This is a genomic window from Actinokineospora sp. HUAS TT18, from assembly GCF_051364635.1.
Lineage (GTDB): Bacteria > Actinomycetota > Actinomycetes > Mycobacteriales > Pseudonocardiaceae > Actinokineospora.
Genome location: NZ_CP195645.1, coordinates 1,233,495 through 1,256,814 on the forward strand (window position 1 = coordinate 1,233,495; position 23,320 = coordinate 1,256,814).

Genomic DNA, 23,320 nt, shown 5'->3' on the forward strand with positions numbered 1-23,320 from the left:
ATGACCGTCCTGACCATCGCGGCCAAAGACCTGCGGCAGCGGCTGCGCGACAAGTCCGCCATCGTCATGGGATTCCTCGCCCCGGTCGCCATCGCCTGGGTGATGAGCGCGGCCTTCGGCGGGCTGGGCGGCATCCACCTCGACGCCGCCGTGGTCGACCAGGACGGCGGCGACATCGCCGCGGCGTTCACCGGGATGCTCGCGAGCGACGAACTCGCCGACCTCGTCACCATCAAGCCCGCCTCCGGCGCCGACGACGCCCGGTCCAAACTGGACAGTGGCGAGGTCGACGCGGTGTTCGTGCTGCCGCCGGGGTTCTCCGCGGCGGCACGCGGCAGCGGCGCGGTCCCGGTCACCGTGCTCGGATCGGTCGACCAGCCGGTGGCAAGGCAGGTCGCCGCGGCGGTGGCCGAGGCGTTCGCGGCGCGGTTCAACGCGGTCCGGCTGTCCGTGGCCACCGCGCTGACCAGCGGCGCCGACCCGGCGACGGTGACCGACCTCGCCGCGGCGGCGGCGAGCCGCGAGCCGCCCGAGTGGTTGACCGACACCCCGACCGGCACCCGGCCGCTGTCGGCCATCAGCTACTTCGGTCCCGGCATGGGCATCTTCTTCGCCATGTTCGCCATCGGCTTCACCGCGCGCGGATTCCACACCGAACGCGCGGCAGGCACGCTGGACCGGATGCTGGCCGCGCCGGTGCGGCCTGCGTCGGTGTTGGCGGGCAAGTCGGTGGCGGCCTTCGCCTACGCCACGGCCAGCCTGACGACGATGGCCGTGGTCACCACCGTGGCGTTCGGGGCCTATTGGGGGCCGCCTTGGGCCGCCGCGGCCCTGATCGTGGCGATGGCCGTGGCCATGGCGGCACTGGCCGCACTGGTGATCGCCCTGTCGCGCACCGAGCGGCAGGCCGAGGGACTGGCGGCGATGCTGACCTTCGGCCTGGTCCTGCTCGGCGGCAACTTCGTCTTCGTCTCCGCCGCCCCGGCCGCGCTGCGCGGCCTGGCGCTGTTCACGCCGAACGGGTGGGCGCTGCGCGGGTTCACCGACCTGGCCACCGGCGCACCCGCGTCCGCCGTCGCGGTCCCGGTGGCGGTGATCGCGGCCTTCGCCGCGGGCACCGCGCTCATCGCGACGGCGGCGGCGCGCCGGATCGGTGGCAGGCGATGATCGCGCTCACCGTCGCGGGCCTGGAACTGGGCAGGCTCATCCGGGACAAGACGGCCGTGTTCTTCATGGTCCTGCTTCCCACGGTCATCATCCTGGTGATCGGTGCGACCATGGCCGACGCCGGGAGACTGCGGGTCGGTGTCGTCGCGGCCGACACGACCGGACTGGCAGGCGAGCTGGTCGCCGAACTGCACGCCACAGCAGGCGTCGACGTCCGGGACCTCGCCGACGAGGAGACCGCCCGCACGGCCCTGCGCCGCGGCGAACTCGACGCGGCCGTGGTGGTGCCCGCAGGCCTGGACCGCGCCCTGCGGGCCGGAACACCGGTGGCCATCCCGCTGCTCGGCGCGGGCGCGGAGTCGACCAGGCAGGCCGCGCTGTCGGCTGTGTCCGGCTCGGTGTCCCGGCACGCGACGCGGGTCCAGGCGGCGCTCTTCGCCGCGGATCGCTTCGGCGACCTCGACGCCCGGCTGGCCACCGCCCGCGCCGTGCAGGCCGTCCTGCCGTCGGTCAGCGTGCACACCGAGATCGTCGACGCGGGCAGCGACTACCTGCCCCAGGGTTTCGGGTCGAGCGCCCCGACCATGCTCGTGCTGTTCGTCTTCATCAACTCCCTGGCGGGCGGCGCCGCGATCATCCAGGCCCGCGCGCTCGGCATCCACCAGCGCGCCATGGCCGCGCCCATCCACGCCCGCGACCTCGTACTCGGCGAGACACTGGCCTATTTGCTCATCGGCCTTCTCCAGTCAGCCCTCATCGTCGCCATCGGGGCGATCCTGTTCGGGGTGGACTGGGGTGATCCGCTGGCGGCGGGGACGCTGATCCTGGTCTGGGCGCTGGTCGGCACCGGCACCGGCGTGCTCGCGGGCACCGTGTTCCGCACCGCCGACCAGGCCACCGCCATCGGCCCGGCCATCGGCATCGCCCTGGGCATGCTCGGCGGCGCGATGTGGCCACTGGAGATCGTCCCGCCCGCCATGCGGACCATCGGCCACCTCACCCCGCACGCCTACGCGATCGACGCGTGGGTGGAGGTCCTCGCCCGCGGCGGCGGCCTGGCCGACATCGGCACACCGCTCGCGGTGCTCGCCGGGTTCGCCGCGGTCCTGCTCGGTTTGGCATCGCTGCGCCTGCGCAAACACCTGACGGCCTGACCGGCTGTCCCTTATGGACAAGGAGAACGACATGTACGGACACTGGAACGGATACGGCATGGGTTGGCTCGGCGCAGTGCTCGGGATCGTCGCGATGGTGGTGATCCTGGGCGGTCTGGCCACCGCGGCGGTAGTGCTGGTCCGCCGCTCCGGCACCGCCGCTCCCGCCTCCACCGCCCGAACGATCCTCGACGAGCGGTTCGCCCGCGGCGAGATCGACGCCGAGGAGTACCAGTCCCGCCGGGCGGCGCTGGGCTAGGAACGGCGTTGGTCACTGGTGAGCCGCGACCGAAGTCCCTGCCGCGGCGTCCCCCGCGGCGCCAGAGTCGACTTCGGACGAAGGAGGAATCATGGCTCTGACTTGGCGTGACGCGGTCAGTTCGGCGCTGGTCGCCGCGATCGTGGTGCCCTACACCTGGTATGAGAACACCGGATCCGCGCCGCTGGTGCGCGACCCGCGCGGGATGGCGGCCATCGGACTCGTGCTCGGCATCGCCGCGTGCGTGGTCGGCGCCCGCGTCAACGGCGAGCGGATGCTGCCCGCGGCGCAGGCGTTGGGCGGGCTCGCCCTGGTGAGCGGGCTGCTGACGCTGGTCATCGACGCCGAGTGGTCGCTCGCGGTGTTCATGATCACCGTGATCTCCCTGTGGCTGATGACCACCCTGCGCCGGATCCCCACCGGCCACCGCGCCTCGACCGGCGGTGACCGGAGATGAGGGTCCTGGTGACGGCGGCGGGCAAGCACGGCTCGACCATGGAGATCGCCGAGGCGATCGGCGAGGGCATCCGGCAGTCGATGAGCGGCGCCGTCGTGGACGTGCGGCCCGCCGCGTCGGTCGGCGAGGTGACCGGATACGACGCGGTGGTCGTCGGCAGCGCTGTCTACTTCGGACGCTGGCGGCCGGAGGCAGTGCGCTTGGTCGAGGCCGACGCCGACGCGCTGCGGGAGCGGCCGGTGTGGCTGTTCTCCAGCGGTCCCGCGGGCGACGCGGCCCCGCCCGAAGCCGTCCCGACCGATCTGATCGACCGCTGCGGGGCGGTCGAGCACCGCACCTTCGGCGGCAGGATCGACCGCGCGCGCCTCGGTTGGGCGGAGCGCCTCGCCATCAAGGCCGTCAAGGCGCCAGAAGGCGACTTCCGCGACTGGACCGAGATCAGCGCGTGGGCGGCCGACATCGCCAGACACCTGACCGCGGCGTCGACAAAACAGGAGACACGGTGACTGACACCTCCACGGAGAAGACCACTTGGCCCGCCGAAGTCCCCGCACCGACCGTGGTCGTGCGCGGCGTGCTCGGCATCGGGATCGACGAGTACGCCGAGGCCAAGGTGACCGCGGTCCTGCGGCGCGCGCACGGGCCCGTCCGCCACGTCCGGATCACCGTGACCCGCCGCCCCGACCCCGCGGTCGCCGAGCCCCTGGTGGCCATGGCGCACGTCGACGTGGGTGGCGTCGTGCTGCACGCCCACGCCACGGCCGAGACCGCGCACACCGCCGTCGACCGGCTCGCGCACCGCCTGAGCCACCAAGTGGCCACCCACGCCAGGCACAGGCGCGGGCCCCGGCCCACGTCGGTTAACCGGGGCACCGCGCCCGGGCGGCGGGTGGTGGCCCACCCCGCCTACGGCGCCGGGCGGTGTTCGGTCGAGGAAGCGATAGCCGACCTCGACGCCCTGGGCTACGACTTCCACCTGTTCACCGACGACTCCGGCGAGGACTGCCTGGTGCGCCGCACGGCTGGCGGCTACCTGCTCGCCGCCGCGCACGGCAGTCCGCCGTCCGCGGAGTGGCCGATGCCGGTGTGGTCCTGCGACGGGGCGGCGCCGAGGATGGACGCAGGCAAGGCACAGGTGCGACTGGACCTGTCGGCTGAGCCGCTGCTGTTCTATGTCGACGACACCGACAACCGCGGCAGGCTGCTCTACCGGCGGGCCGATGGCGACTACGGCCTGGTCTTCCCCGTCCCCGAGAACGGGGTCGAGCGATGAGCGTGCTGGAACTGGCCAGGTGGCAGTTCGGCATCACCACCGTCTACCACTTCCTGATGGTCCCCCTGACCATCGGGCTCGCCCTGCTCGTCGCCGGGATGCAGACCGCCTGGGTGCGCACCGGCAACGCCAAGTACCTGCGGATGACCAGGTTCTGGGGCAAGGTGCTGCTGATCAACTTCGCCATGGGCGTGGTGACCGGCATCGTCCAGGAGTTCCAGTTCGGCATGGCGTGGAGCGCCTACTCCCGCTTCGTCGGCGACGTCTTCGGCGCCCCGCTGGCGATGGAGGGGCTGGTCGCGTTCTTCGTCGAGTCGACGTTCCTCGGGCTGTGGATCTTCGGCTGGGACCGGCTGCCGAAGAAGGTGCACCTGGCCTGCGCCTGGGCGTTCAGCCTCGCCACGATCGCCTCGGCGTACTTCATCCTCGCGGCGAACTCGTGGATGCAGCACCCGGTCGGCGTCGAGATGGTCGGCGGCAGGCCGCGGCTGACCTCGATCTGGGCCGTGCTGGGCAACAGCACCGCCCTGGCCACCATCCCGCACACGATCGCGGGCGCGTTCGCCGTGGCGGGCGCCGTGCTCGTCGGGGTCGGCGCGTGGTGGCTGCGCAAGGGACGGGACACCGACCTGTGGCGCACGACGACCCGCTGGGGCGGCGTCGTCGGCCTGGTGTCGTTCGCCGTGCTCGCCGTGACGGGCGACCTGCAGGCCAAGCTCATGTTCGACCAGCAGCCCATGAAGATGGCCGCCGCCGAGGCACTGTGCCGGACCGAGGAGCCCGCCGGGTTCTCCGTGTTCGCCGTCGGCGACGTGTCCGGCGCGGACTGCGCGAGCGTGAAGTCGGTCAACGTCCCCGGGCTGCTGTCGTTCCTCGCCGAGGGCGACTTCGACGCCAAGGTCACCGGCGTCGACGAACTGGTCGCCCAGTACCAGCAGCGCTACGGGACCAACTACCCCGACGACCCGGCGCTGGGCGAGCTGGCGGGGCAGCCGATCGACTACGTGCCCAACCTGCCGGTAACGTACTGGAGCTTCCGGCTGATGATCGGCTTCGGTGTGCTCGCCGCAGCGGTCGCCGCGTGGGCGCTCTGGACGACCCGGCGCGGTCGGGAATCCGTCGGCCGGTGGCCCGCCCGGATCGCGCTGTGGGGCATCGCCGCGCCCGTGCTGGCCAACAGCTTCGGCTGGATCTTCACCGAGATGGGCCGCCAGCCCTTCGTCGTGGTCCCCAACCCCGACGGCGTCGACGGCGTGTGGATGTTCACCGCGGAAGGCGTCTCCGGGATGACCACCACCGAGGTCGCCACCTCGCTGATCGTGCTGACGCTGGTCTACGGCGCGCTCGCGGTCGTCGAGTTCTTCCTGCTGCGCCGGGTCGTGCGCAAAGGCGTGCCGCCCGCCGTCCCACCATCCACATCGGACAGCGGGGACGACACCCTCGCGTTCGCCTACTGACCGGAGCGCGCCATGGACTTGCCAACACTCTGGTTCATGATCATCGCGGTGCTGTGGCTCGGCTATCTCTTCCTGGAAGGCTTCGACTTCGGCGTCGGGATGCTGCTGCCGGTGCTCGGCCGCACCGAGGCCGAACGCCGCGTCATGATCAACACCATCGGCCCGGTCTGGGACGGCAACGAGGTCTGGCTGCTCGTCGCGGGCGGCGCCACCTTCGCCGCCTTCCCCGGCTGGTACGCCTCGCTGTTCAGCTCGGCCTACCTTCCGCTGCTGCTGTTCCTCGTCGCGCTCATCGGCCGCGGCGTCGCCTTCGAGTACCGCGGCAAGGTCGACAGCCCGGCGTGGCGGCGCGTCTGGGACACGGTGATCGTCGCCGGGTCCTGGATCGCCGCGCTCGGTGTCGGCCTTCTGCTGTCATGGAACCTCGTCGGCCTGCCGATCGACGCCGCGGGCAACCGGGTCGGCGGGGCGCTGGCGGCCGTGCGGTGGGAAACCCTGCTCGGCGCACTGGCCATCGCCGGGTTCGCCGCGCTGCACGGCGCGGCCTACCTCGCGCTCAAGACCGACGGGCCGATCCGGTCCAGGGCGCGCGGGCTGGCGATCGGTGTCGCCCCGCTCGCGCTGGCCCCGCTGGTGGCGCTGCTGCTGATCGTGCAGCTGCGGTCCGGCTCGGCGTGGACCTGGGTCCCGCTCGCGGTGGCCCTCGCCGCCGCGGTGGGCGCCGTGGCCCGGCTCGCCGTCGGGCGCGAGGGCCAAGCCTTCGCCCTGCTCGGCGCCGCGGTCGCGGCGACCGTCACGACACTGTTCGGCGCGCTGTACCCGGACGTGCTGCCCTCCACCATCGACCCCGCCTTCTCCCTGACCGTAGCCGAGACCGCATCGAGCCCGTACACGCTCACAGTGATGAGCTGGGTCGCGCTGTTCGGGACCCCGGCCGTGCTGGTCTACCAGGGGTGGACGTACTGGGTCTTCCGCAAGCGCATCGCCACCCACCACATCCCGGTTCCGTGACAACGCAAAGAGTTCACCCCCGCCCGGAGCATCGGGCGGGGGTGAAGTCGTGGCTGGAGTCAGGGGCGCGGCTCGTGGCGGATGTCGACGACCATGGCCTCCGGGATGGTCACCCCGGTGTCGTCCCACGACCAGGACAGGCGGTTGGTCACCGAGACCACCCCGTCCACGCGCGCGGCGAGCGCCTCGGCGATGCGGAACCAGCTGCGGCGCTCGATCACGCCGTCGAGGGTGACCTCGCCCTCGCTGACCGTCACCTGGACGTTGTCCGCCGGGGTGTCCAGCGACCGTTCGAAGACCTCGTGGCGGATCTCCTCGGCGATCTCGGCGTCGCCGCGCAGGAACACCCCGAGCAGGTCGGCGCGGCTGGCGATGCCGACGAGCGTGCCTTCGCCGTCGACCACCGGCAGGCGCTTGACCCGGTGCTCGGACATGATCCGCGCGGCCATCGGCAGCGAGGTCTGCGCCGGGACGGTGACCGCCGGGCTGCTCATCAGCTCCGCGGCGACCGTGCCCTCCGCGCGCGCCTTGTCGTCGTGCCTGCGCATGAGCGCCAGCAGCGAGTGCGGACGGCCCTGCGCCCGCGCGCTCTCCTTGGCCAGCAGGTCCGCCTCGGACACCACGCCGACGACGTGACGGTCCTCGTCCACCACCGGCAACGCGCTCACCGAGTGCTCCGCCATCAGCCGAACCAACTCGGTGAAGCCCGTGTCCACCGACGCGGTCACCACCCTGTGGGACATCACGTCCTCGACCATGTGCTGCTTCATCCTTGACCTCCCGATCTGAACCGTTTCGACCGAGCCAACGCCTGGGCGGCCGGTGACGCAGCAAGCCAAGGTCCCCACTGGGGACCCACTTTCGACCCTGCTGCTGTCGGGAGTGTCATAACCCGGTGGTGGTGAGGTCGTCGTAGTCGAATTCGAGGTTGTTGTGGACGGTGATGACCCCGGCGACGCGGTAGGCGATTCGGGTGGCTTATTCGGCGAGGCTGCGGAGGGGGACGGTTCCGGTGAGGGTGACGACGCCGTGGGCGACGTCGACGGCGATCGTCTGGTCGCGCGTGGCGGGGTGGTTGAGCCGTTGGTGGAGGTTGTTGTGGATGGCGGTGTCGGCGCGCAGAAAGACGCTGAGGGTGTCGCGGCGGGAGAGGGTGCCGACGAGGTAGCCGTTGTTGTCGGTGACACAGAGGCGGCGTAAGTCGGCGTCGGCGAGGGTGGCGATGGCGGCGCCGAGGGTGGCGTGGTGGTCGATGGTGGGGGCTGGGGTGGTCATGACGTCGGCGGCGGTGAGGCCCGCGGCTTTGGCGCGGCGGGCTCGGGTGCGGCGGCGGGCGAAGAGTGGGGCGGGGTCGGCGCCGCCGTGGTGTTCGAGTTTGGCGAACAGGTCGTGTTCGGTGACGACGCCGAGGGGGCGGCCGGTGGGGTCGATGACCGGTATCGCGTCGATGTCGTGGGCGAGGAGTTGGCCGACGAGTTCGCGGTAGGGGGTGTCGGGAACCGCGGTGGCGATGTGCCTGGTCATGACGGTGGCGACGGTGGTGTGGTTCATGGGGTCCTCCACGGTGGCGGGGCGGGCTCCCGTCGAGGCTGATGACTTGCTAATGTTAGCAACTGCTGAACCTTGCGACAAAGGATGTGCTGCGGGTTGCGGTGGTCCGGCGCGGAAGGATCTGTGTATGACGGTGTCCACTGGTGTGTGTGGGGAGGGGTGCTGGTGAGCAAGCCCCTCTATCAGCTGAAGGCGGAGTTCTTCAAGACGTTGGGCCATCCGGCGCGGATCCGCGTGCTGGAGCTGCTCAGTCAGCGCGAGCACGCGGTGGCCGAGATGCTGCCCGAGGTGGGAATCGAGGCGGCGAACCTGTCACAGCAGCTCGCGGTGCTGCGCCGGGCGGGTCTGGTGACCACCCGCAAGGAGGGCTCGAACGTCTATTACTCGCTGACCAGCCCGCATGTGGCGGAGTTGCTGTCGGTGGCACGTTTGATCTTGACCGGGGTGTTGACCGGTCAGGTGGAGTTGCTCGAGGACCTGCGTGACCTGTCGGCGGTGGCCGACGGGCGGGGTGGGGACTCGGGTGGTTGAGCCGCGGCCGCCCCGCTGACTCCCTGGCTTGTCGCCCGGCGGGGTGGCCGCACCCAATGTCGAGGGATTCGGGAGCGGTGCGGTGGTGGGTCTGTGGCGCTTGATCCGCAGGGTCGGGCGGGTCGCTGAGCCCGCTCCGGCGGGACCGCGCGCGGCTGCGGTGCTGTCGGGGTCGGTGCAGGTGCGGCATGTCGACGCGGGGTCGTGCGGTGGGTGCGAGGTCGAGGCCGCGGCGGCGTTCGGGCCGGTGTACGACGCCGAGCGGTACGGGGTGCGGCTGGTGGCCTCGCCGCGGCACGCCGACGCGCTGCTGGTGACGGGGGTGGTGACGCGGAACATGGCCGAGCCGCTGCGCCGGACCTACGTCGCGATGCCCGGCCCGAAGGTGGTCATGGCGGTGGGCGACTGCGCCTGTGGGCGCGGGGTGCTGGGCGAGGGCTATGGGGTGGCCGGGGCGGTCGAGGACGTGGTGCCGGTGGCCGTGGAGGTCGCGGGGTGTCCGCCGCGGCCGGAGGCGATCGTGGAGGGGTTGCGGAAGCTGACCGGGCGATGAGCCTGGCGTCGGTGTGCTTCGCCTCGGCGGTCGGACTCGGTGCGGCGACGGCGGCAGCGGGCTCGGTCGGGGCACGCGGGCCGGTGGTGGGCGCGGGGGTCGCGCTCACCGGGGCGGCGGGCGCGGTCGCCGGGGTCGCCGCGACGCTCGGCGACGGATTCATGGCGGCGTTGCCGTTGCTGCCGCTGTCCGGGCTGGCGTTCACGCTCGACGCGTTGGGCGGGGTGTTCGTGGCGGTGACCGGCGGAGTCGCGGTGGCCGCCGGGGTCTATGGCATGGCCGAGTCGCGGGGCCGGGTGGTGGCCGCGGCGCTGCCCTTGTTCGTGGTGGCGATGCTGTTGGTGCCCGCGGCGTCGAGCGTGGCGACGTTGCTGGTGTGCTGGGAACTGATGGCGGTGACGTCGCTGCCGCTGGTGTTCGCCCGGCACCGGGAGTCCGCGGCGGTGGCGAGCGCGGGCCGCTGGTACACGGTGATGACGCAACTCGGATTCGCCTGCGTCCTGGGTGGACTCCTCCTGTTGGCCGCACACGCGGGAAACGACTTCGCCGCGATACGGGCCCCCGCGGTGGATCCGGCGATCGCGACGGTGGTGTTCCTGTTGATATTGGCGGGTTTCGGGTCGAAGGCGGGGATGGTGCCGCTGCACGTGTGGCTGCCCCGCGCGCACCCGGAGGCGCCGAGTCATGTCTCGGCGTTGATGTCGGCGGCGATGGTGAACCTGGGCGTGTACGGGGTGGTGCGGGTCGGGGTCGACCTGCTGGATGGTGGCCAGGCGTGGTGGTGGCTGCTGGTGCTGGCGCTGGGCGCACTGTCGGCGGTGTACGGGATTCTCCAGGCGGCGATGAGCACCGACCTGAAGCGGCTGCTCGGTCTGTCCACTGTGGAGAACCTGGGGCTGGTGTTCGTCGGGGTCGGCGCGTCGGGCATGTTCGCCGCGTCCGGTCAGGATGTTCTGGCCGGGGTGGCGTTGACGGCGGCGCTGCTGCACGTGGCGGCGCACGCGGCGTTCAAGACGCTGCTGTTCCTCGCGGCGGGTTCGGTGCTGCACGCCACGGGCACCCGCGACCTCGACGAGTTGGGTGGGCTGCGGCGGTCGATGCCGGTGACGACAGCGGCCTTCGGGCTCGGCGCGTTGGCCGCCTCGGCGCTGCCGCCAGGGACGGCGTTCGTGTCGGAGTGGTTGCTGCTGCAGGCGTTGGTGCACGGGCTGCCCGCGTCGTCGACGGCGGCGGCGGTGGCGCTGCCGGTGGCGGTGGCCGCGATCGCGTTGACCGCGGGGCTGGCGGTGGCGACGTTCGTCAAGGCGTTCGGCATCGGGTTTCTCGCCAAGCCGCGCACCACCGCGGCCGAGCACGCCGAGGATTCGCCGCCCGCGGTGCTGGCGGGGATGGCGGTGGCAGGTGTGGCGTGCGTGGCCCTGGCTGTGGCACCGACACTGGTGTTGCCCGGTCTGGTCGCCGCGGCGGGCAGTGGATCTGTAGTCGCGGATGGAGCGCTGCTGCGGTTGTCGGGGATCACGGGGGCGTTGGCGCCGTTGGGGTTGGCGGTGGCGGTTGTGGCGGTCGTGGTGGTCGCCGCCGCGGGAGTCAGGGTGGTGGCGGGGCGCGGGCAGCGGTCGGCTCGGCTGTGGGACGGCGGCGGCGGCCCGATGTCGGCGCGGATGGAATACACCGCGACGTCGTTCGCCGAGCCGTTGCAGCGGGTGTTCGACGACGTGGTGCGCCCCGAGCTGGACATCGACGTCACCCACCACGACGAGTCGCGGTACCTGGTCGACGCGGTCGAGTACCGGCGGCGGGTACCGGACCGGATCGAGCGCAGGCTCTACGCCCCCGTGATCACCGCCGCCACCGCGTGGGGGAAGGCCGCGCGCGGATTGGCGAACGGAAGCGTGCACCGCTACCTCGGCTATGGCTTCTACACCGTGTGCGCACTGCTCGTGGTGTTGGCGGTGATCCGGTGACCGCGCTAGGTGTCGTCGGCGCCGTGGTGCAGCCGCTGCTGGTAGTGGCCGGTTCCCCGCTGCTGGTCGGGGTCACCCGGCAAACACGGGCGAGGCTGGAGGGCCGGGTCGGCGCCGGGGTCGGACAGCCGTGGCGCGACCTGCGCAAGCTGCTGGGCAAGGAGCGGATCGCGCCGCGCGGCACGAGCGAGGTGTTCCGGGTCGGCCCGCTGGTGCTGATCGCCACGGTCACCGTGGTCGCCGCGGCGGCGCCGCTGGTCGCGGTCGAGTCCGGGATCGAACCGCTCGACGACCTGTTCACCGTGGTCGCATTGCTCACCCTGGGCGCTGTCGCGCTCGCCTTGGCCGGTCTGGACACCGGCACCGCGTTCGGCGGGATGGGCGCCAGCCGCGAGCTGACGATCTTGGCACTGGTGGAACCCACGCTGCTGGTGGCGATCTTCGCGCTGTCGGTGGGCGTGGGCTCCACCGACCTCGGTTCGATCGTGGCCGCGGCGCTGCGCGACCCGGTGCGGGTGATCACCCCGGCGAGCCTGCTCGCCGCGGTCGCGCTGGTGATCGTGGTGGTCGCCGAGACCGGCAGGCTGCCAGTGGACAACCCGGCCACGCACCTGGAGCTGACCATGGTGCACGAAGCGATGACCCTGGAGTACGCCGGACCGGACCTGGCTGTGGTCGAGCTCGCCTCGGCGATGCGGCTGTCGGTGCTGCTCGCGCTGCTGGCCAACCTGTTCGCCCCCTGGGGCATCGCCACCACCCTGTCGCCGCTCGCCCTGGCGCTCGGCGTGGCGGCGATCGTGGCCAAGGTCACGGTGATGGGCGTGGCTCTGGCCGCGGTCGAGGTGTTCCTGGCCAAGCTGCGGCTGTTCCGGGTTCCCGAGCTGCTGGCCGGGTCGTTCGTGCTCGCGCTGCTCGCCGTCGCCTCGTCGTTCCTGTTGGCGTGACCGCGATGACCGAAACCGTGTTCACCCAGCTGCTTGACCTGGCCTGCGGTGCGCTGCTGCTGTGCGCGGTGCTGGTGCTGTGGCGGCGCGAACTGGCGGTCGCGATCCGCGTGTTCGCCATCCAGGGTGCCGCGCTGGCCGCGCTGGGCGGGGTGCTCGCCGCGCACGAAGGTTCCACCGAGTTGTGGGTGGTGGCCGCCGGGGTCCTCGTCCTGCGAACCGGGTTGCTGCCGATCCTGCTGCGCCGCGCGCTGGCCGCGTCGGGTGATCAGCGGCGAGAGAGCCGTCCCCTGGTGAACGTGTCCGCGTCGCTGCTGGCCGCCGCCGCGCTCACCCTGCTCGCCTACGCCGTCGCCCGGCCACTGACCCGGCTGGCGCCCTCCCCCGCCACTCAGGCCATCCCCGTCGCCGTGGCGGTGGTGCTGATCGGGTTCTTCGTGCTCGTCACCCGCAGACGCGCGCTGTCCCAGGTCGTCGGGTTCCTGTTGATGGACAACGGGATCACCGCGGTCGGGTTCCTCACCGTGTCGGACATCGGGTTGATCGTAGAGGTCGGGGTGTCCCTCGACGTGCTGCTCGCGGTGCTGGTTCTGCAGGTCCTCACCACCCGGATGCGGGAGAGCTTCGGCGACACCGACATCGACGACCTACGGGAGTTGCGCGAGTAGATGACCGATCTGCTGCTGCTCTTCCCCACCGCCGCGCCGCTCGCCGCCGCCGCGGGCCACACCGTGCTCGGCCCACGCCTCGCCGGATGGCTCGGCGTCGCCTGCCCTGCAGCGCTCCTCACCGCAGCGGTCGCGCTCGCCGCGGCCAGCATCGACACGCCGACCCGCGCGGCCATGGGCGGGGTGCTGCGGGTCGACCCGCTCGCCGCGTTCCTGCTCGTGATCATCGGCGTGGTCGCGCTCATCGCCGCCGCCGCGACCCCCGCGCACCTGCGCGCCGAGACCACGCACTCCGCTCGTCGGCATCACGTGCTGGTGGACCTGTTCCTCGCCGCCACCACCCTGGCCGTGCTCGCCGCCGACCTCGGGGTGCTGTGGGTGGCCATCGAGGCCACCACGATCGTGACCGCGTTCCTCGTCGGGCACCGCCGCACCCGCAACGGCACCGAGGCCGCCTGGAAATACGTGGTGATCTGCTCGGCGGGCATCGCCTTGGCCCTGCTCGGCGCCATCGTGCTCGCCTACGCCGCCTCCCACTCCCCCGGCGGCCACGGGCTCGACATCGCCGCGCTCACCGCCGCCGCCCACACCCTCGACCCCGACGTCACCCGGATCGCGGTGCTGCTGCTCGTGCTCGGCTTCGGCACCAAAGCCGGACTCGCCCCGTTGCACGCCTGGCTGCCCGACGCCTACAGCCAGGCCCCCGCCCCCGTCACCGCCCTGATGTCCGGAGTACTCGGCGCGGTCGCCTTCGCCGCGATCCTGCGCGTGAAGGTGATCTCCGACGCCGCCCTCGGCCCCGGGTTCGCCCGCGCACTGCTCGCCGGGATGGCGATCGCGTCGCTGCTGGTGGCCGCGTCCCTGCTGCTCGGCGTCTCCGACTACACCCGCATGTTCGCCTACTCCAGCATCGAACACCTCGGGATCGCCGCGTTCGGCGCCGCCGTCGGCAGCCCCCTGGCCGTGGCCGCGGTCCTACTGCATCTGCTCGGCCACGGCATCGCCAAATCGGTGCTGTTCGTCGGCGCCGGGCGCCTGCTCCTGGCCACCGGCACCAGCCGGATCGACGGCGTGCGCGGCCTTGCCGCCGACCACCCCGTCCTCACCGGCGCGATCGGCGCCGCCGTGCTCGCCCTGGTCGGGTTCCCACCGTTCAGCCTCTTCGCCAGCGAACTGGGCATCCTGCGGGCAGGCTTCGCTTCCGGCATGGGTGCCGCGACCGCCACCGTGCTCGCCCTGACGGTGGTGATCGCCGCGACCCTCACTGTCCACACCAGCCGCATGCTGCTCGGCGACCCCACCGAGACACGCCCGGCACGCCAGCCCGTCGCGGTGACCACGGCGATGATCGGCGGGCTCGTCCTCTGCGCCGTGGCCGGTCTGACCCTCGGCCCGCTCGGCGACCTCGTCCAGGCCGCCGCCACGACTCTCACAGGCACACGATGACGCCCGGCACCCCGGCGGGCAGGCACCGCACCTCGCTCACCGTCGCCCCCGAGGCACTGCCCGACCACGCTCAAACCCTGCTGGACGACGGATACCGGGTCGCGCTGGTCGCCGGACACGACGACGGCCACCGGCTCCGCGCGGTCTACCTGTTCACCGCGGGCGCCCCCGATCGGCGCGTCGAACTCCACGTCCCCCTCGACAAGACCACACCCGAGGTGCCCAGCCTGGCCGGAATGTCGTTCCCCGCGGGCCGATTCGAACGCGAGATGCGCGACCTCTACGGCATCATCCCCACCGGCCACCCACTGCCGCGACGGCTGGTCCGCCACTTCCACTGGCCCAGGGGCTGGTACCCGATGCGCGCCGACGTCGGCCACCCACCGCCCTTCGGCGACGTCGACGGCCCCTACCCGTTCCGCACCGTCGAAGGTCCCGGCGTCTACGAGATCCCCGTCGGCCCCGTCCACGCGGGCGTCATCGGACCCGGCCACTTCCGGTTCTCCGTCGTCGGCGAGACCATACTCGCCCTCAAAGCCCGCCTCTGGTTCGTCCACAGAGGAATCGAGAAACTCTTCCACGGCCGCACTCCACAGGCCGGGATCGAACTCGCCGAACGCGTCGCGGGCGACACCACCGTCGGCCACACCCTCGCCTACTGCCTCGCCGTCGAGGACGCCCACGGCACCACCGTGCCCGACGATGCCCACCGGCTGCGCGCGATCCTGCTGGAACTGGAACGCCTCCACAACCACATCGCCGACATCGGCGCGCTCTGCAACGACGTCGGCCACAGCGTCCTCAACAGCCACGCCCTGCGCGTCCGCGAACAACTGCTGCGCCTCAACGAGACCGTCACCGGCCACCGCCTGCTCCGCGGCGGGGTCCACCTCGGTGGAGCGACCATCCGCACCCTGCCCGACCCCGCCGAACTCGCTCACCTGGCCGCCGACGTCGCCGAGATCGTCGACATCGCCCTGTCCAACACCGTCATCGCCGACCGATTCACCGGCACGGCGGCGCTCACCGCCACCCAAGCCCGCGACCTCGGCGCCCTCGGCTACATCGCCCGCGCCAGCGGGTGGACCGTCGACGCCCGCCACGACCACCCCTTCCTCCCCGGCCACTACCGCACGCCCGACCTCCGCCGCACCGACGGCGACGTCCTGTCCCGATTCCTCTGCCGCGCCGACGAGTTCACCCACTCCACAGCGCTGATCACCGAACTCGTTCGCCGCCCGGTCCACTCGGCCGAAGCGCCTCCGGGGACACCGCGGGAGTCCGGGGTCGGCATCGCCGAAGGCTGGCGCGGCACCATCGTCCACCGCGTCGAACTCGGCCCCGACGGCACACTCACCCGGGTCAAGATCGTCGACCCGAGCTTTCTCACCTGGCCCGCGCTGCCGATCGCGATGGCCGACACGATCGTCCCCGACTTCCCGCTGGCCAATAAGAGCTTCAACCTCTCCTACCCCGGCAACGACCTCTGACCGTGGCCAAGGTCGCACACTTCGACACTTGCAGAAGTCTTCAATTGCGCACATGATTGCCGGGTTGGTGGCGCGCGGGTGTCCGCATGTCGAACGGATACGGGAGACGATGGGCGAGTTCGAGACCGCGCTGCGCGCACAGGTGGCCCAGGCCGTGGACAGGCTGGGTCTGGCCCGCACCGCCAGGCACGACTACGAGGCCCACCTGCACGCCGCCCGCGTCCGCGATCTGCTCGATGTCGCGGCCCGCCACGACATCGACACCACCGGGTGGGCCGACGCGGGCCTGCTGGCCGACGCCGACCTCGGACACTCGCAACGCTGAGAAGGAGCCACACCGTGACCGCAGCCGCCGCCACCGAGCAGGCCGCCGCCCCCACCACCCACCAGGCACTGCTGGCCTGGGTGCGCGAGGTCGCCGAACTGACCACCCCCGACCAGATCGTCTGGTGCGACGGGTCAGGCGAGGAATGGGCGCGGCTGACCGACAAGCTGGTCGCCGCGGGCACCTTCACCCGGCTCACCGCCAAGCCGAACTCCTTCTGGTGCGCCTCCGATCCCAGCGACGTCGCCCGCGTCGAGGAACGCACGTTCATCTGCTCGACCGACCCCGCCGACGCTGGTCCCACCAACAACTGGATGGACCCGGTCGACATGAAGGTCGTCATGACCGAGCACTACCGGGGCAGCATGGCCGGACGCACCATGTATGTCATCCCGTTCTGCATGGGCCCGCTCGACGCGGAGAACCCGATGCTGGGCGTGGAGATCACCGACTCCGAGTACGTCGTGGTCTCGATGAAGATCATGACCCGGATGGGCACCAAGGCCCTGGAGCGCTTCGTCGACGCCGACGGCACCGAGCGCGACTTCGTGCCCGCGCTGCACTCGATCGGCGCCCCGCTCGAGCAGGGCCAGGCCGACGTCGCGTGGCCGTGCAACGACACCAAGTACATCGTGCACTTCCCCGAGGAGCGCGTGATCTGGAGCTACGGCTCCGGCTACGGCGGCAACGCGCTGCTGGGCAAGAAGTGCTACTCGCTGCGCATCGCCTCGGTGATGGGCCGCGACGAGGGCTGGCTGGCCGAGCACATGCTGATCCTCAAGCTGACCTCGCCGGAGAACAAGGTCTACTTCGTCGCCGCGGCCTTCCCGAGCGCGTGCGGCAAGACCAACCTGGCGATGCTGGAGCCGACCGTCCCGGGCTGGAAGGTCGAGACCATCGGCGACGACATCGCCTGGATGCGCTTCGGCGAGGACGGCCGCCTCTACGCGGTGAACCCGGAGAACGGCTTCTTCGGCGTGGCGCCGGGCACCGACTTCCACACCAACCCCAACGCGATGCGCACCATCGCCAAGGGCAACTCGCTGTTCACCAACGTCGCGCTGACCGACGACGGCGACATCTGGTGGGAGGGCATGGGCGAGGCGCCCGCGCACCTGACCTCGTGGAAGAAGAACGACTGGGCGCCGGGCTCCGAGGAGAAGGCCGCGCACCCGAACTCGCGCTACTGCACCCCGATCGAGCAGTGCGACACCAAGGCCCCCGAGTGGGACGACCCGAAGGGCGTGCCGATCTCGGCGATCTTCTTCGGCGGCCGCCGCGCCACCACGATCCCGCTGGTCACCGAGTCGCGCAGCTGGCAGCACGGCACCTTCATGGGCGCCACCCTGTCGAGCGAGACCACGGCCGCGGCCGTCGGCCAGGTCGGTGTCGTGCGCCGCGACCCGATGGCGATGCTGCCGTTCATCGGCTACCACGCCGGTGACTACTTCAACCACTGGATCGAGACCGGCAAGCGCGCCGACGCCGACAAGCTGCCGAAGATCTTCTACGTCAACTGGTTCCGCCGCGGCGACGAGAAGCAGTTCCTGTGGCCTGGATTCGGTGAGAACTCCCGCGTGCTGAAGTGGGCCATCGAGCGCATCGAGGGCAAGGCCGCCGCCGTCGAGACCCCGATCGGCTACGTGCCGACGATCGACGACCTCGACTTGTCTGGTTTGGCTGACGGCGACAGTGCTGTCCACGCCGACATCGAGGCCGCGCTGCAGGTCGACGCCGACGAGTGGCGCGCCGAGCTGCCGCTGATCGAGGAGTGGTTCGACAAGATCGGCGACAAGCTCCCCACACCGCTGCGCGACGAGCTCGAAGCCCTCAAACACCGCCTGGGCTGAGCTGGCGGGCAGTCCGCTGCCCGCCAGCGCTGAGCGCACGCCGCTACCGCGTGACCTGGACGGCCACCACCTCGACCACGCCGGGCACCGCCCGCGCGAGGGCGTGAGCGACGTGACGGTCGGTGGCGTCGTCGAACTCGTCGGCGATGGTCACCACGCTGTCGCGGACTTCGACCCGCCAGCGCCCCGGGCCGCCGTAGGTCTCCAGCCGGTGCCGCACGTCGCGGGCGATGGTCTCGTCGTCGCGGGCGATCACCCGCACGAGGTCGCGCCTGGTCACGATGCCCACCAGCTTGTCCCCGTCCACGATCGGCACGCACCGTCGCCCTGCGTCGAGCAGCGCCGCGGCGAGGGCCGCGACGTCCGCCCCTGGACCGAGGGTGACCGCGGGTGCGCTCATGACCGCGCCCACCGTCGGCGGGACCGCTCGCGCGGGCCGGGCGCCCGGATGGACCAGCGACCTCGGGTCCGGCGGGATCCGGTCGCGCACGACGTCGGCCTCGGTCACGATCCCGACCAGCCGCCCGTCGTCGTCCACGACCGGCAGCGCGGTGAACCCGCGCGCGGCCAGCAGCGTCGCGGCCGCCTTGACCGGGGTCGCCTCGGTCACCGTCACGACCGGGCTGCTCATGATGTCTTTCGCCCGCATGGCGTTCCTCCTGGTGTCACCCCCATGGTCACTCCGCGGCGACCCGGGCCGACAGGGACCAAAGTCGACGCGGCCGGGGCACCCCGACCCAGCCGAAGGGAACGCAAAGTCAGCGGCGAATGGGGAAGCACGACTGTGGTCCGCGACACACCCCGGCGGCGATGGTGGAGACCAGAACGAACCGACCCGGAAGGAGCCCGCGATGTCCACCTCGACCATCGACCCCCGCTACAGCGACCTGCGCGACCACGGGCTGGCCGTCATGCTGTCCAAAGAGGACATCGCGGAGGACGCGGGGTCCGACCCGCTGGAGCGTTCCACCTGCAGGCTGCACCGCCGCTGGCTGCACCACTGCGTCAGCTCGCCGCAGCACGTCATCGCCGTCACCGGCCACCGCTGGTGCCGGTCCTGCTCCCGTGCCGTCGACATCGCCGTCGACGAACTGACCGGCGACGTCCGCCTCACCTGCCCCCGCTGCCGACGCACGCCCGACAGCGCCGCCACCCGCCAGCTCGTGCGCACCTGCCGGGCCAGCATCGCCGCCGCCGCGGACACCACCGCAGCCACCGACACCCATGTCGTCGAGCTGCCCACCGTGGAGTCACTGCGCCGGGCCCCGTCGCGCCGGTTCCGCTGACGATGTCCCCGCACCAACAGGGACCTTCGCCTCCTGCTGGGACCGGGTGGCGGTTGCAGGCTCGATCCCAAGCGACGACGAGGGAGACACCATGACCGAGGTCAAACAGTGGCACGTCGAGATCTACATCGATGAGCACGAAGAACGCACCAGGGCCAAGGCCCGGCTGTCGACCCGCGACACCACCCTGGTCGGTGTCGGCCTCGCCCGGCTCAACCCGGCGGACACCAATGTCCCGGAGATCGGCGACGAACTCGCGGTCGCCCGCGCCCTGTCGGACCTGGCGCACCGTCTGCTGGAAGCCACCGCCGCCGACATCGAGGCCATCACCCACCGGCCGGCCAACCTGCCCCGCTGAGTGGTCGAACCAGAGGCCCGCCGTCCCCGGCTGCGGGCCTCTCGCCACGTGCTCAGCCCGCGGCACGTTCCGATAGGACGTCTCCCGACAGGGTGACGACGACACTGGGCGGCTGCCGCAGCGTGTTGTGCACGGAGCAGTGGTCCACCGCGTCAAGGAGTCCACCGCGGATGGCCGGGTCGAGGCCCGCGGGCGGGGTCACCACCAGTTCCACCCTGCCGACCCGGGGCGGTTCGGGGCGCATCGTCCAGCGGCAGTCCACGCGCAGCGCCTCCGACGGCACGCCGTGGGCACGCAGGTATCCGACCGCGTAGTGCGCCGCGCAGGTGGCGAGCGCCATCACCATCAGCTCGACCGGAGTGGGGCCGACCTCGACGCCGTCGCGTCGGGGCTGGTCGGCCAGGACCACGTGGCCCCGGGTCTCGATCTGGAACCGGTCGTCGCACACGTGGGTCACCGTGACATCGGCCATCGTCTTCTCATCTCGTCGCTCGGTGGAGGGCTGGCGCTTCGCAGCCAAGTGGCGCGCCTTGGGCGCCTGCCAGGGCGACTGGACACCTCGGCACCGGGACCTTGGGCCTCGCAGAGACCTAAGTCGTCGGAACAGGGACTTCTCGCACTGTGAGGGCACCACAGCGGGACCGACGATCGGGTGAGCACAACCGAAAGGGCGACCCACGATGATCAGCCACGACGAGCGAACCAGCGCCTTCCCCGATGCAGCGACGACCCGTGCGGCGCTTGAACTCGCCGGGCGGGCGCCGTCGGTGCACAACTCCCAGCCCTGGCGCTGGCGGCTCGGCGAGGCCAGCGTGCACCTCTACGCGGACTGGTCCCGGCAGCTGCCCGCGACCGACCCGGACGGCAGGGACCTGCTGATCAGCTGTGGGGCCGCGCTGCACCACCTGCGTGTCGCGTTCGCGGCGTTCGGGTGGCGGGCCACGATCCACCGCCTGCCCAACCCCGCCGAGCCCGACCACCTCGCCGCGGTCGAACTCGCCCCCGCCCAGCCGACGCGCCCCGAGATCACCGCCGCGGCAGCGATCCTGCGCAGGCGGTCCGACCGCAGGCCCTACGGCGGCACGCCGGTCCCCCTCGACCGGGTCGCCACGCTCACCAAGGCCGCGGGCCAGTGCGGCGTCGTGCTCACCCGGCCTACGCCGGCCACGCGCGAGGCGCTGGGGGCGGCGATCTCGCTGGCCGACGCCGAGCAGGAGCGCGATCCCGGCTATGCCACGGAAGTGGCGCTGTGGACCGGCCGCGACCAGGCGGCCAAGGATGGCGTGCCGCGGCGGAACGCGGTGGCGGCGCGGCGGTACTCCGATGTGGGGCTGCGCCGGTTCTCCACCGCGGGCATCGCGGTGCCCGACCAGGACACCGGGGCGGGCCTGCTGGTGGTGCTGGGCACCGCGTCCGATGATCCGCTGTCGCGGCTGCGGGCGGGCGAGGCGACCAGCGCGGTGCTGCTGGCCGCGACCGGCGAACGTCTCTCCTGCTGCCCGCTGACCCAGCCGCTGGAAGTCGCGTCGGCGCGGGAGCTGGTGCGCGAGTCGGTGCTCGACGGCGCGATGGTGCCGCAGATGATCGTGCGCGTCGGCTGGCCACGGCCATCGGCCAAGCCACTGCCCAGCACGCCACGGCGGCCGGTGGACGAGCTGATCGACTAGTGTCCCGCGCCGGAAATCCGGCGTCTTTATCGGTGGTCCAGGTTTCCGCTAGGTGTGCGGACGGAAGGTGCTCGTACTGGTTGTCCGGGCGCCTTTCGTCCGTGCGCCCAGCGGGAAGCTGGGCCGCCGAGAAAGACGCCGGATTTCCGGCGCAGGGCACTAGTGCCCCGCGCCGGACGCTAGCTCAGCGGCACCCGCCACCGCAGGACGGTGCCGCCCGCTGCCGGGCTCACCAGGTCCAGGCTGCCGTTGAGCTTGGCCGCGCGGCCTGCCAGGTTCCGCAGGCCGCTGTGCGGGGTGTCCTCGGCGATGCCGGATCCGTCGTCGGTGACCTCGATGAGCAGTTCGTCACCCGCGTCGATCACCACCACGATCTCCTTGGCGCCCGCGTGCCGGACCGCGTTGCTCAATGCCTCTCGCAGCACGGCCTCGGCGTGTTCGGCGAGGGCGGGCTGGACGAGGGTGTCGACGGCGCCGGAGATGCGCACCGACGGTGACACCGTCGATTCCGTCGCGGTCTCGCCCACGATGTCGAGCAGGCGCCTGCGCAGGCTGTTCGCCGCGCGTGCCCGGTCCTCGGTGTGCAGGTCGAAGATCGACGTGCGGATCTCGCGCACCGTCTGGTCGAGCTGCTCGACCGCGCGGTGCACCCGGGAGCGCACGTCCTCGTCGGTGATCCGCCGGACCGTGCCTTGCAGGCTCATCCCGGTGGCGTAGAGCCGCTGGATAACGTGGTCGTGCAGGTCCTGGGCGATGCGGTCCCGGTCGGCCAGCACGTCGAGCAGCCGCAGGTTGCGCTGCTTGTCGGCGAACTCCAGCGCAACCGCGGCCTGACCGGCGAACGAGGCCAGCAGCGGCACCTGGTCGGCGGCGAACGGCGACCCGCCCTTGTCCCTGGCCACGAGCAGGATGCCGCCCACACCGGCCGCGTTGCGCAGCGGCACCACCACGGCGGGACCGATCCGGTCCACCACTTCGGAACTGCCCAGGGTCTCCGACAGGTCCGTCTCGGTGAGCGGGGTCCCACTGGTGAGCACGTCGTCGATGATCGCGGCCAGGCCAGGCAGTTCGGCGCCGAACAGGCCCTCGATCTCGGTCCCGCTCGCCGCGGTCACCCGCAGCGGTGCCCCGGCCTCGCCGAGCAGGATCAGCGCCAGATCCGCCTGCGCCAGTTCCACCACTCGCTCGGCGATCAGCGCCAGGGACTCCTCCTGGGAGGCCCCGGCCAGCATGGCGCTGTTGATCTCGCTGGTCGCCGAGACCCAGCGCTCCCGGGTCCGGGACCGCTCGAACAGCCGCGCGTTCTCCACCGCGACACCCGCCGCGGCCGCCAGCGCCTTGAGGACCGTCTCGTCGTCGGGGGTGAACTCGCCGCCGCCGCGCTTCTCGGTCATGTAGAGGTTGCCGAACACCGCGTCGCGCACCCGGACCGGGGCGCCGAGGAAGCTGTGCATCGGCGGATGGTTCGGCGGGAACCCCACCGACGCCGGATGCTTGGACAGGTCGGCCAGCCGGATCGGCACCGGATGCTCGATCAGCAGCCCCAGCAGGCCGCGCCCCTCGGGCAGGTGGCCCATCGTGGCCCGCACGTCGGGGTGGATGCCCTCGTAGACGAACTCCGACAGCCCCTCCCGCTCGCCCAGCACGCCCAGCGCGCCGTACTGGGCATCAACGAGTTCGACGGCCACCTGGACGATGCGCTGCAGCGTGGAGTCCAGCTCCAGACCGGCACCGACCGCGAGGACGGCGTCGAGCAGGCTTTGCAGCCGGTCGCTGGTGCGCATCACCTCGGTGAGCCGTTCCTGCACCTCACCGAGCAGCTCGTCCAGCCGCAGCCCCGACAGCAACACCGTCGCGGGCTTCTCCGCCTTGGGCATTGGTACTCCGACCCGTTCGTGTGCCCGACCAC

25 protein-coding genes are annotated in these 23,320 nt (G+C 71.8%); 20 read left to right on the plus strand and 5 right to left on the minus strand.

The genetic code is table 11. The annotated features are described in order from the left end of the window. From ACSHT8_RS05560 to cydB, 8 genes are all read left to right on the plus strand, one after another. Positions 1-1,167 carry an ABC transporter permease gene (locus tag ACSHT8_RS05560; RefSeq protein WP_436498335.1) on the plus strand — a complete coding sequence of 389 codons (1,167 nt, stop codon included), beginning with the start codon at positions 1-3 and terminating at the stop codon, positions 1,165-1,167. Beyond that, entirely contained in the window at positions 1,164-2,321 is a 1,158-nt protein-coding gene (locus ACSHT8_RS05565; RefSeq protein ID WP_436498337.1) for an ABC transporter permease, read from the plus strand. Before ACSHT8_RS05560 ends, ACSHT8_RS05565 begins: the two co-directional genes overlap by 4 nt. Before the next feature lie 31 nt (positions 2,322-2,352). After that, positions 2,353-2,580, plus strand: a complete 228-nt coding sequence (locus tag ACSHT8_RS05570; protein ID WP_436498338.1) for an SHOCT domain-containing protein — start codon at positions 2,353-2,355, stop codon at positions 2,578-2,580. A 91-nt stretch (positions 2,581-2,671) separates the two neighbouring features. Continuing rightward, positions 2,672-3,037: a hypothetical protein gene (locus ACSHT8_RS05575; protein WP_436498340.1), complete on the plus strand. Its 366-nt coding sequence runs from the start codon at positions 2,672-2,674 to the stop codon at positions 3,035-3,037. Next, positions 3,034-3,543, plus strand: coding sequence for a flavodoxin domain-containing protein (locus ACSHT8_RS05580; protein WP_436498342.1), 510 nt, complete (start codon positions 3,034-3,036; stop codon positions 3,541-3,543). Before ACSHT8_RS05575 ends, ACSHT8_RS05580 begins: the two co-directional genes overlap by 4 nt. Then, positions 3,540-4,310 carry a ribosome hibernation promotion factor gene (locus ACSHT8_RS05585; protein WP_436498344.1) on the plus strand — a complete coding sequence of 257 codons (771 nt, stop codon included), beginning with the start codon at positions 3,540-3,542 and terminating at the stop codon, positions 4,308-4,310. The genes ACSHT8_RS05580 and ACSHT8_RS05585 overlap by 4 nt, the downstream gene beginning before the upstream one ends. Next, positions 4,307-5,767, plus strand: a complete 1,461-nt coding sequence (locus ACSHT8_RS05590) for a cytochrome ubiquinol oxidase subunit I (protein WP_436498345.1) — start codon at positions 4,307-4,309, stop codon at positions 5,765-5,767. Before ACSHT8_RS05585 ends, ACSHT8_RS05590 begins: the two co-directional genes overlap by 4 nt. A gap of 12 nt (positions 5,768-5,779) precedes the next feature. After that, positions 5,780-6,778, plus strand: coding sequence for a cytochrome d ubiquinol oxidase subunit II (gene cydB, locus ACSHT8_RS05595; RefSeq protein ID WP_436498346.1), 999 nt, complete (start codon positions 5,780-5,782; stop codon positions 6,776-6,778). A 59-nt stretch (positions 6,779-6,837) separates the two neighbouring features. On the opposite strand, the gene ACSHT8_RS05600 is transcribed toward cydB, so the two are convergent. Both ACSHT8_RS05600 and ACSHT8_RS05605 read right to left on the minus strand, forming a co-directional pair. After that, entirely contained in the window at positions 6,838-7,548 is a 711-nt protein-coding gene (locus ACSHT8_RS05600; RefSeq protein WP_436498348.1) for a CBS domain-containing protein, read from the minus strand. A gap of 208 nt (positions 7,549-7,756) precedes the next feature. Then, the gene (locus ACSHT8_RS05605; RefSeq protein WP_436498350.1) at positions 7,757-8,329 is read right to left on the minus strand and encodes a CBS domain-containing protein; all 573 of its coding nucleotides are present in this window, start codon (positions 8,327-8,329) and stop codon (positions 7,757-7,759) included. 165 nt (positions 8,330-8,494) lie between these two features. On the opposite strand from ACSHT8_RS05605, the gene ACSHT8_RS05610 reads away from it, so the two are divergent. The 9 genes from ACSHT8_RS05610 to ACSHT8_RS05650 all read left to right on the plus strand — a co-directional run bounded on the left by ACSHT8_RS05610 (position 8,495) and on the right by ACSHT8_RS05650 (position 18,100). Next, on the plus strand, positions 8,495-8,860 hold the full coding sequence (locus ACSHT8_RS05610) for an ArsR/SmtB family transcription factor (RefSeq protein WP_436498352.1): 366 nt from the start codon (positions 8,495-8,497) through the stop codon (positions 8,858-8,860). An 82-nt stretch (positions 8,861-8,942) separates the two neighbouring features. Then, complete coding sequence (locus tag ACSHT8_RS05615; protein ID WP_436498354.1) at positions 8,943-9,413, plus strand: NADH-quinone oxidoreductase subunit B family protein; 471 nt, start codon at positions 8,943-8,945, stop codon at positions 9,411-9,413. Further along, positions 9,410-11,377 (plus strand): proton-conducting transporter transmembrane domain-containing protein, encoded by a 1,968-nt coding sequence (locus ACSHT8_RS05620; protein WP_436498356.1) that lies wholly within the window; start codon positions 9,410-9,412, stop codon positions 11,375-11,377. The genes ACSHT8_RS05615 and ACSHT8_RS05620 overlap by 4 nt, the downstream gene beginning before the upstream one ends. Further along, positions 11,374-12,321 (plus strand): respiratory chain complex I subunit 1 family protein, encoded by a 948-nt coding sequence (locus tag ACSHT8_RS05625; RefSeq protein ID WP_436498358.1) that lies wholly within the window; start codon positions 11,374-11,376, stop codon positions 12,319-12,321. The genes ACSHT8_RS05620 and ACSHT8_RS05625 overlap by 4 nt, the downstream gene beginning before the upstream one ends. Before the next feature lie 5 nt (positions 12,322-12,326). After that, positions 12,327-12,989, plus strand: a complete 663-nt coding sequence (locus ACSHT8_RS05630; RefSeq protein WP_436498360.1) for a hypothetical protein — start codon at positions 12,327-12,329, stop codon at positions 12,987-12,989. Next, positions 12,990-14,435, plus strand: coding sequence for a proton-conducting transporter transmembrane domain-containing protein (locus ACSHT8_RS05635; protein WP_436498362.1), 1,446 nt, complete (start codon positions 12,990-12,992; stop codon positions 14,433-14,435). Further along, the gene (locus ACSHT8_RS05640) at positions 14,432-15,925 is read left to right on the plus strand and encodes an NADH-quinone oxidoreductase subunit C (protein ID WP_436498364.1); all 1,494 of its coding nucleotides are present in this window, start codon (positions 14,432-14,434) and stop codon (positions 15,923-15,925) included. Before ACSHT8_RS05635 ends, ACSHT8_RS05640 begins: the two co-directional genes overlap by 4 nt. Before the next feature lie 109 nt (positions 15,926-16,034). Beyond that, positions 16,035-16,250, plus strand: coding sequence for a hypothetical protein (locus ACSHT8_RS05645; RefSeq protein ID WP_436498366.1), 216 nt, complete (start codon positions 16,035-16,037; stop codon positions 16,248-16,250). Positions 16,251-16,264: 14 nt separating this feature from the next. Continuing rightward, on the plus strand, positions 16,265-18,100 hold the full coding sequence (locus tag ACSHT8_RS05650; protein ID WP_436498368.1) for a phosphoenolpyruvate carboxykinase (GTP): 1,836 nt from the start codon (positions 16,265-16,267) through the stop codon (positions 18,098-18,100). Positions 18,101-18,143: 43 nt separating this feature from the next. Here ACSHT8_RS05650 and ACSHT8_RS05655 read toward each other — a convergent pair whose 3' ends face one another. Then, positions 18,144-18,749: a CBS domain-containing protein gene (locus ACSHT8_RS05655; RefSeq protein ID WP_436498370.1), complete on the minus strand. Its 606-nt coding sequence runs from the start codon at positions 18,747-18,749 to the stop codon at positions 18,144-18,146. 202 nt (positions 18,750-18,951) lie between these two features. Here ACSHT8_RS05655 and ACSHT8_RS05660 point away from each other — a divergent pair, with 202 nt between their 5' ends. Beyond that, positions 18,952-19,386 (plus strand): hypothetical protein, encoded by a 435-nt coding sequence (locus ACSHT8_RS05660; RefSeq protein ID WP_436498372.1) that lies wholly within the window; start codon positions 18,952-18,954, stop codon positions 19,384-19,386. 91 nt (positions 19,387-19,477) lie between these two features. After that, a complete protein-coding gene (locus tag ACSHT8_RS05665; protein ID WP_436498374.1) occupies positions 19,478-19,744 on the plus strand; it encodes a DUF1876 domain-containing protein in 267 nt (88 codons plus the stop codon). A 52-nt stretch (positions 19,745-19,796) separates the two neighbouring features. Here the strand turns inward: ACSHT8_RS05665 and ACSHT8_RS05670 are convergent, their stop codons facing one another. Next, positions 19,797-20,264 carry an OsmC family protein gene (locus ACSHT8_RS05670; protein WP_436498375.1) on the minus strand — a complete coding sequence of 156 codons (468 nt, stop codon included), beginning with the start codon at positions 20,262-20,264 and terminating at the stop codon, positions 19,797-19,799. A gap of 160 nt (positions 20,265-20,424) precedes the next feature. Here ACSHT8_RS05670 and ACSHT8_RS05675 point away from each other — a divergent pair, with 160 nt between their 5' ends. After that, the gene (locus ACSHT8_RS05675) at positions 20,425-21,411 is read left to right on the plus strand and encodes an Acg family FMN-binding oxidoreductase (RefSeq protein WP_436498377.1); all 987 of its coding nucleotides are present in this window, start codon (positions 20,425-20,427) and stop codon (positions 21,409-21,411) included. Positions 21,412-21,590: 179 nt separating this feature from the next. Here the strand turns inward: ACSHT8_RS05675 and ACSHT8_RS05680 are convergent, their stop codons facing one another. Next, entirely contained in the window at positions 21,591-23,288 is a 1,698-nt protein-coding gene (locus ACSHT8_RS05680; RefSeq protein WP_436498379.1) for a GAF domain-containing protein, read from the minus strand. Between the last annotated feature and the right edge of the window lie 32 nt (positions 23,289-23,320).

What these genes read in the sequence shown, in the direction of transcription:
- ACSHT8_RS05680 (WP_436498379.1), bottom strand. Translation starts at nt 23,288, where the DNA reads ATGCCCAAGGCGGAGAAGCCCGCGACGGTGTTGCTGTCGGGGCTGCGG.
- cydB (WP_436498346.1), top strand. Translation starts at nt 5,780, where the DNA reads ATGGACTTGCCAACACTCTGGTTCATGATCATCGCGGTGCTGTGGCTC.
- ACSHT8_RS05620 (WP_436498356.1), top strand. Translation starts at nt 9,410, where the DNA reads ATGAGCCTGGCGTCGGTGTGCTTCGCCTCGGCGGTCGGACTCGGTGCG.
- ACSHT8_RS05570 (WP_436498338.1), top strand. Translation starts at nt 2,353, where the DNA reads ATGTACGGACACTGGAACGGATACGGCATGGGTTGGCTCGGCGCAGTG.
- ACSHT8_RS05605 (WP_436498350.1), bottom strand. Translation starts at nt 8,329, where the DNA reads ATGAACCACACCACCGTCGCCACCGTCATGACCAGGCACATCGCCACC.
- ACSHT8_RS05580 (WP_436498342.1), top strand. Translation starts at nt 3,034, where the DNA reads ATGAGGGTCCTGGTGACGGCGGCGGGCAAGCACGGCTCGACCATGGAG.
- ACSHT8_RS05635 (WP_436498362.1), top strand. Translation starts at nt 12,990, where the DNA reads ATGACCGATCTGCTGCTGCTCTTCCCCACCGCCGCGCCGCTCGCCGCC.
- ACSHT8_RS05630 (WP_436498360.1), top strand. Translation starts at nt 12,327, where the DNA reads ATGACCGAAACCGTGTTCACCCAGCTGCTTGACCTGGCCTGCGGTGCG.
- ACSHT8_RS05675 (WP_436498377.1), top strand. Translation starts at nt 20,425, where the DNA reads ATGATCAGCCACGACGAGCGAACCAGCGCCTTCCCCGATGCAGCGACG.
- ACSHT8_RS05665 (WP_436498374.1), top strand. Translation starts at nt 19,478, where the DNA reads ATGACCGAGGTCAAACAGTGGCACGTCGAGATCTACATCGATGAGCAC.
- ACSHT8_RS05655 (WP_436498370.1), bottom strand. Translation starts at nt 18,749, where the DNA reads ATGCGGGCGAAAGACATCATGAGCAGCCCGGTCGTGACGGTGACCGAG.
- ACSHT8_RS05660 (WP_436498372.1), top strand. Translation starts at nt 18,952, where the DNA reads ATGTCCACCTCGACCATCGACCCCCGCTACAGCGACCTGCGCGACCAC.
- ACSHT8_RS05575 (WP_436498340.1), top strand. Translation starts at nt 2,672, where the DNA reads ATGGCTCTGACTTGGCGTGACGCGGTCAGTTCGGCGCTGGTCGCCGCG.
- ACSHT8_RS05600 (WP_436498348.1), bottom strand. Translation starts at nt 7,548, where the DNA reads ATGAAGCAGCACATGGTCGAGGACGTGATGTCCCACAGGGTGGTGACC.
- ACSHT8_RS05565 (WP_436498337.1), top strand. Translation starts at nt 1,164, where the DNA reads ATGATCGCGCTCACCGTCGCGGGCCTGGAACTGGGCAGGCTCATCCGG.
- ACSHT8_RS05640 (WP_436498364.1), top strand. Translation starts at nt 14,432, where the DNA reads ATGACGCCCGGCACCCCGGCGGGCAGGCACCGCACCTCGCTCACCGTC.
- ACSHT8_RS05590 (WP_436498345.1), top strand. Translation starts at nt 4,307, where the DNA reads ATGAGCGTGCTGGAACTGGCCAGGTGGCAGTTCGGCATCACCACCGTC.
- ACSHT8_RS05560 (WP_436498335.1), top strand. Translation starts at nt 1, where the DNA reads ATGACCGTCCTGACCATCGCGGCCAAAGACCTGCGGCAGCGGCTGCGC.
- ACSHT8_RS05645 (WP_436498366.1), top strand. Translation starts at nt 16,035, where the DNA reads ATGGGCGAGTTCGAGACCGCGCTGCGCGCACAGGTGGCCCAGGCCGTG.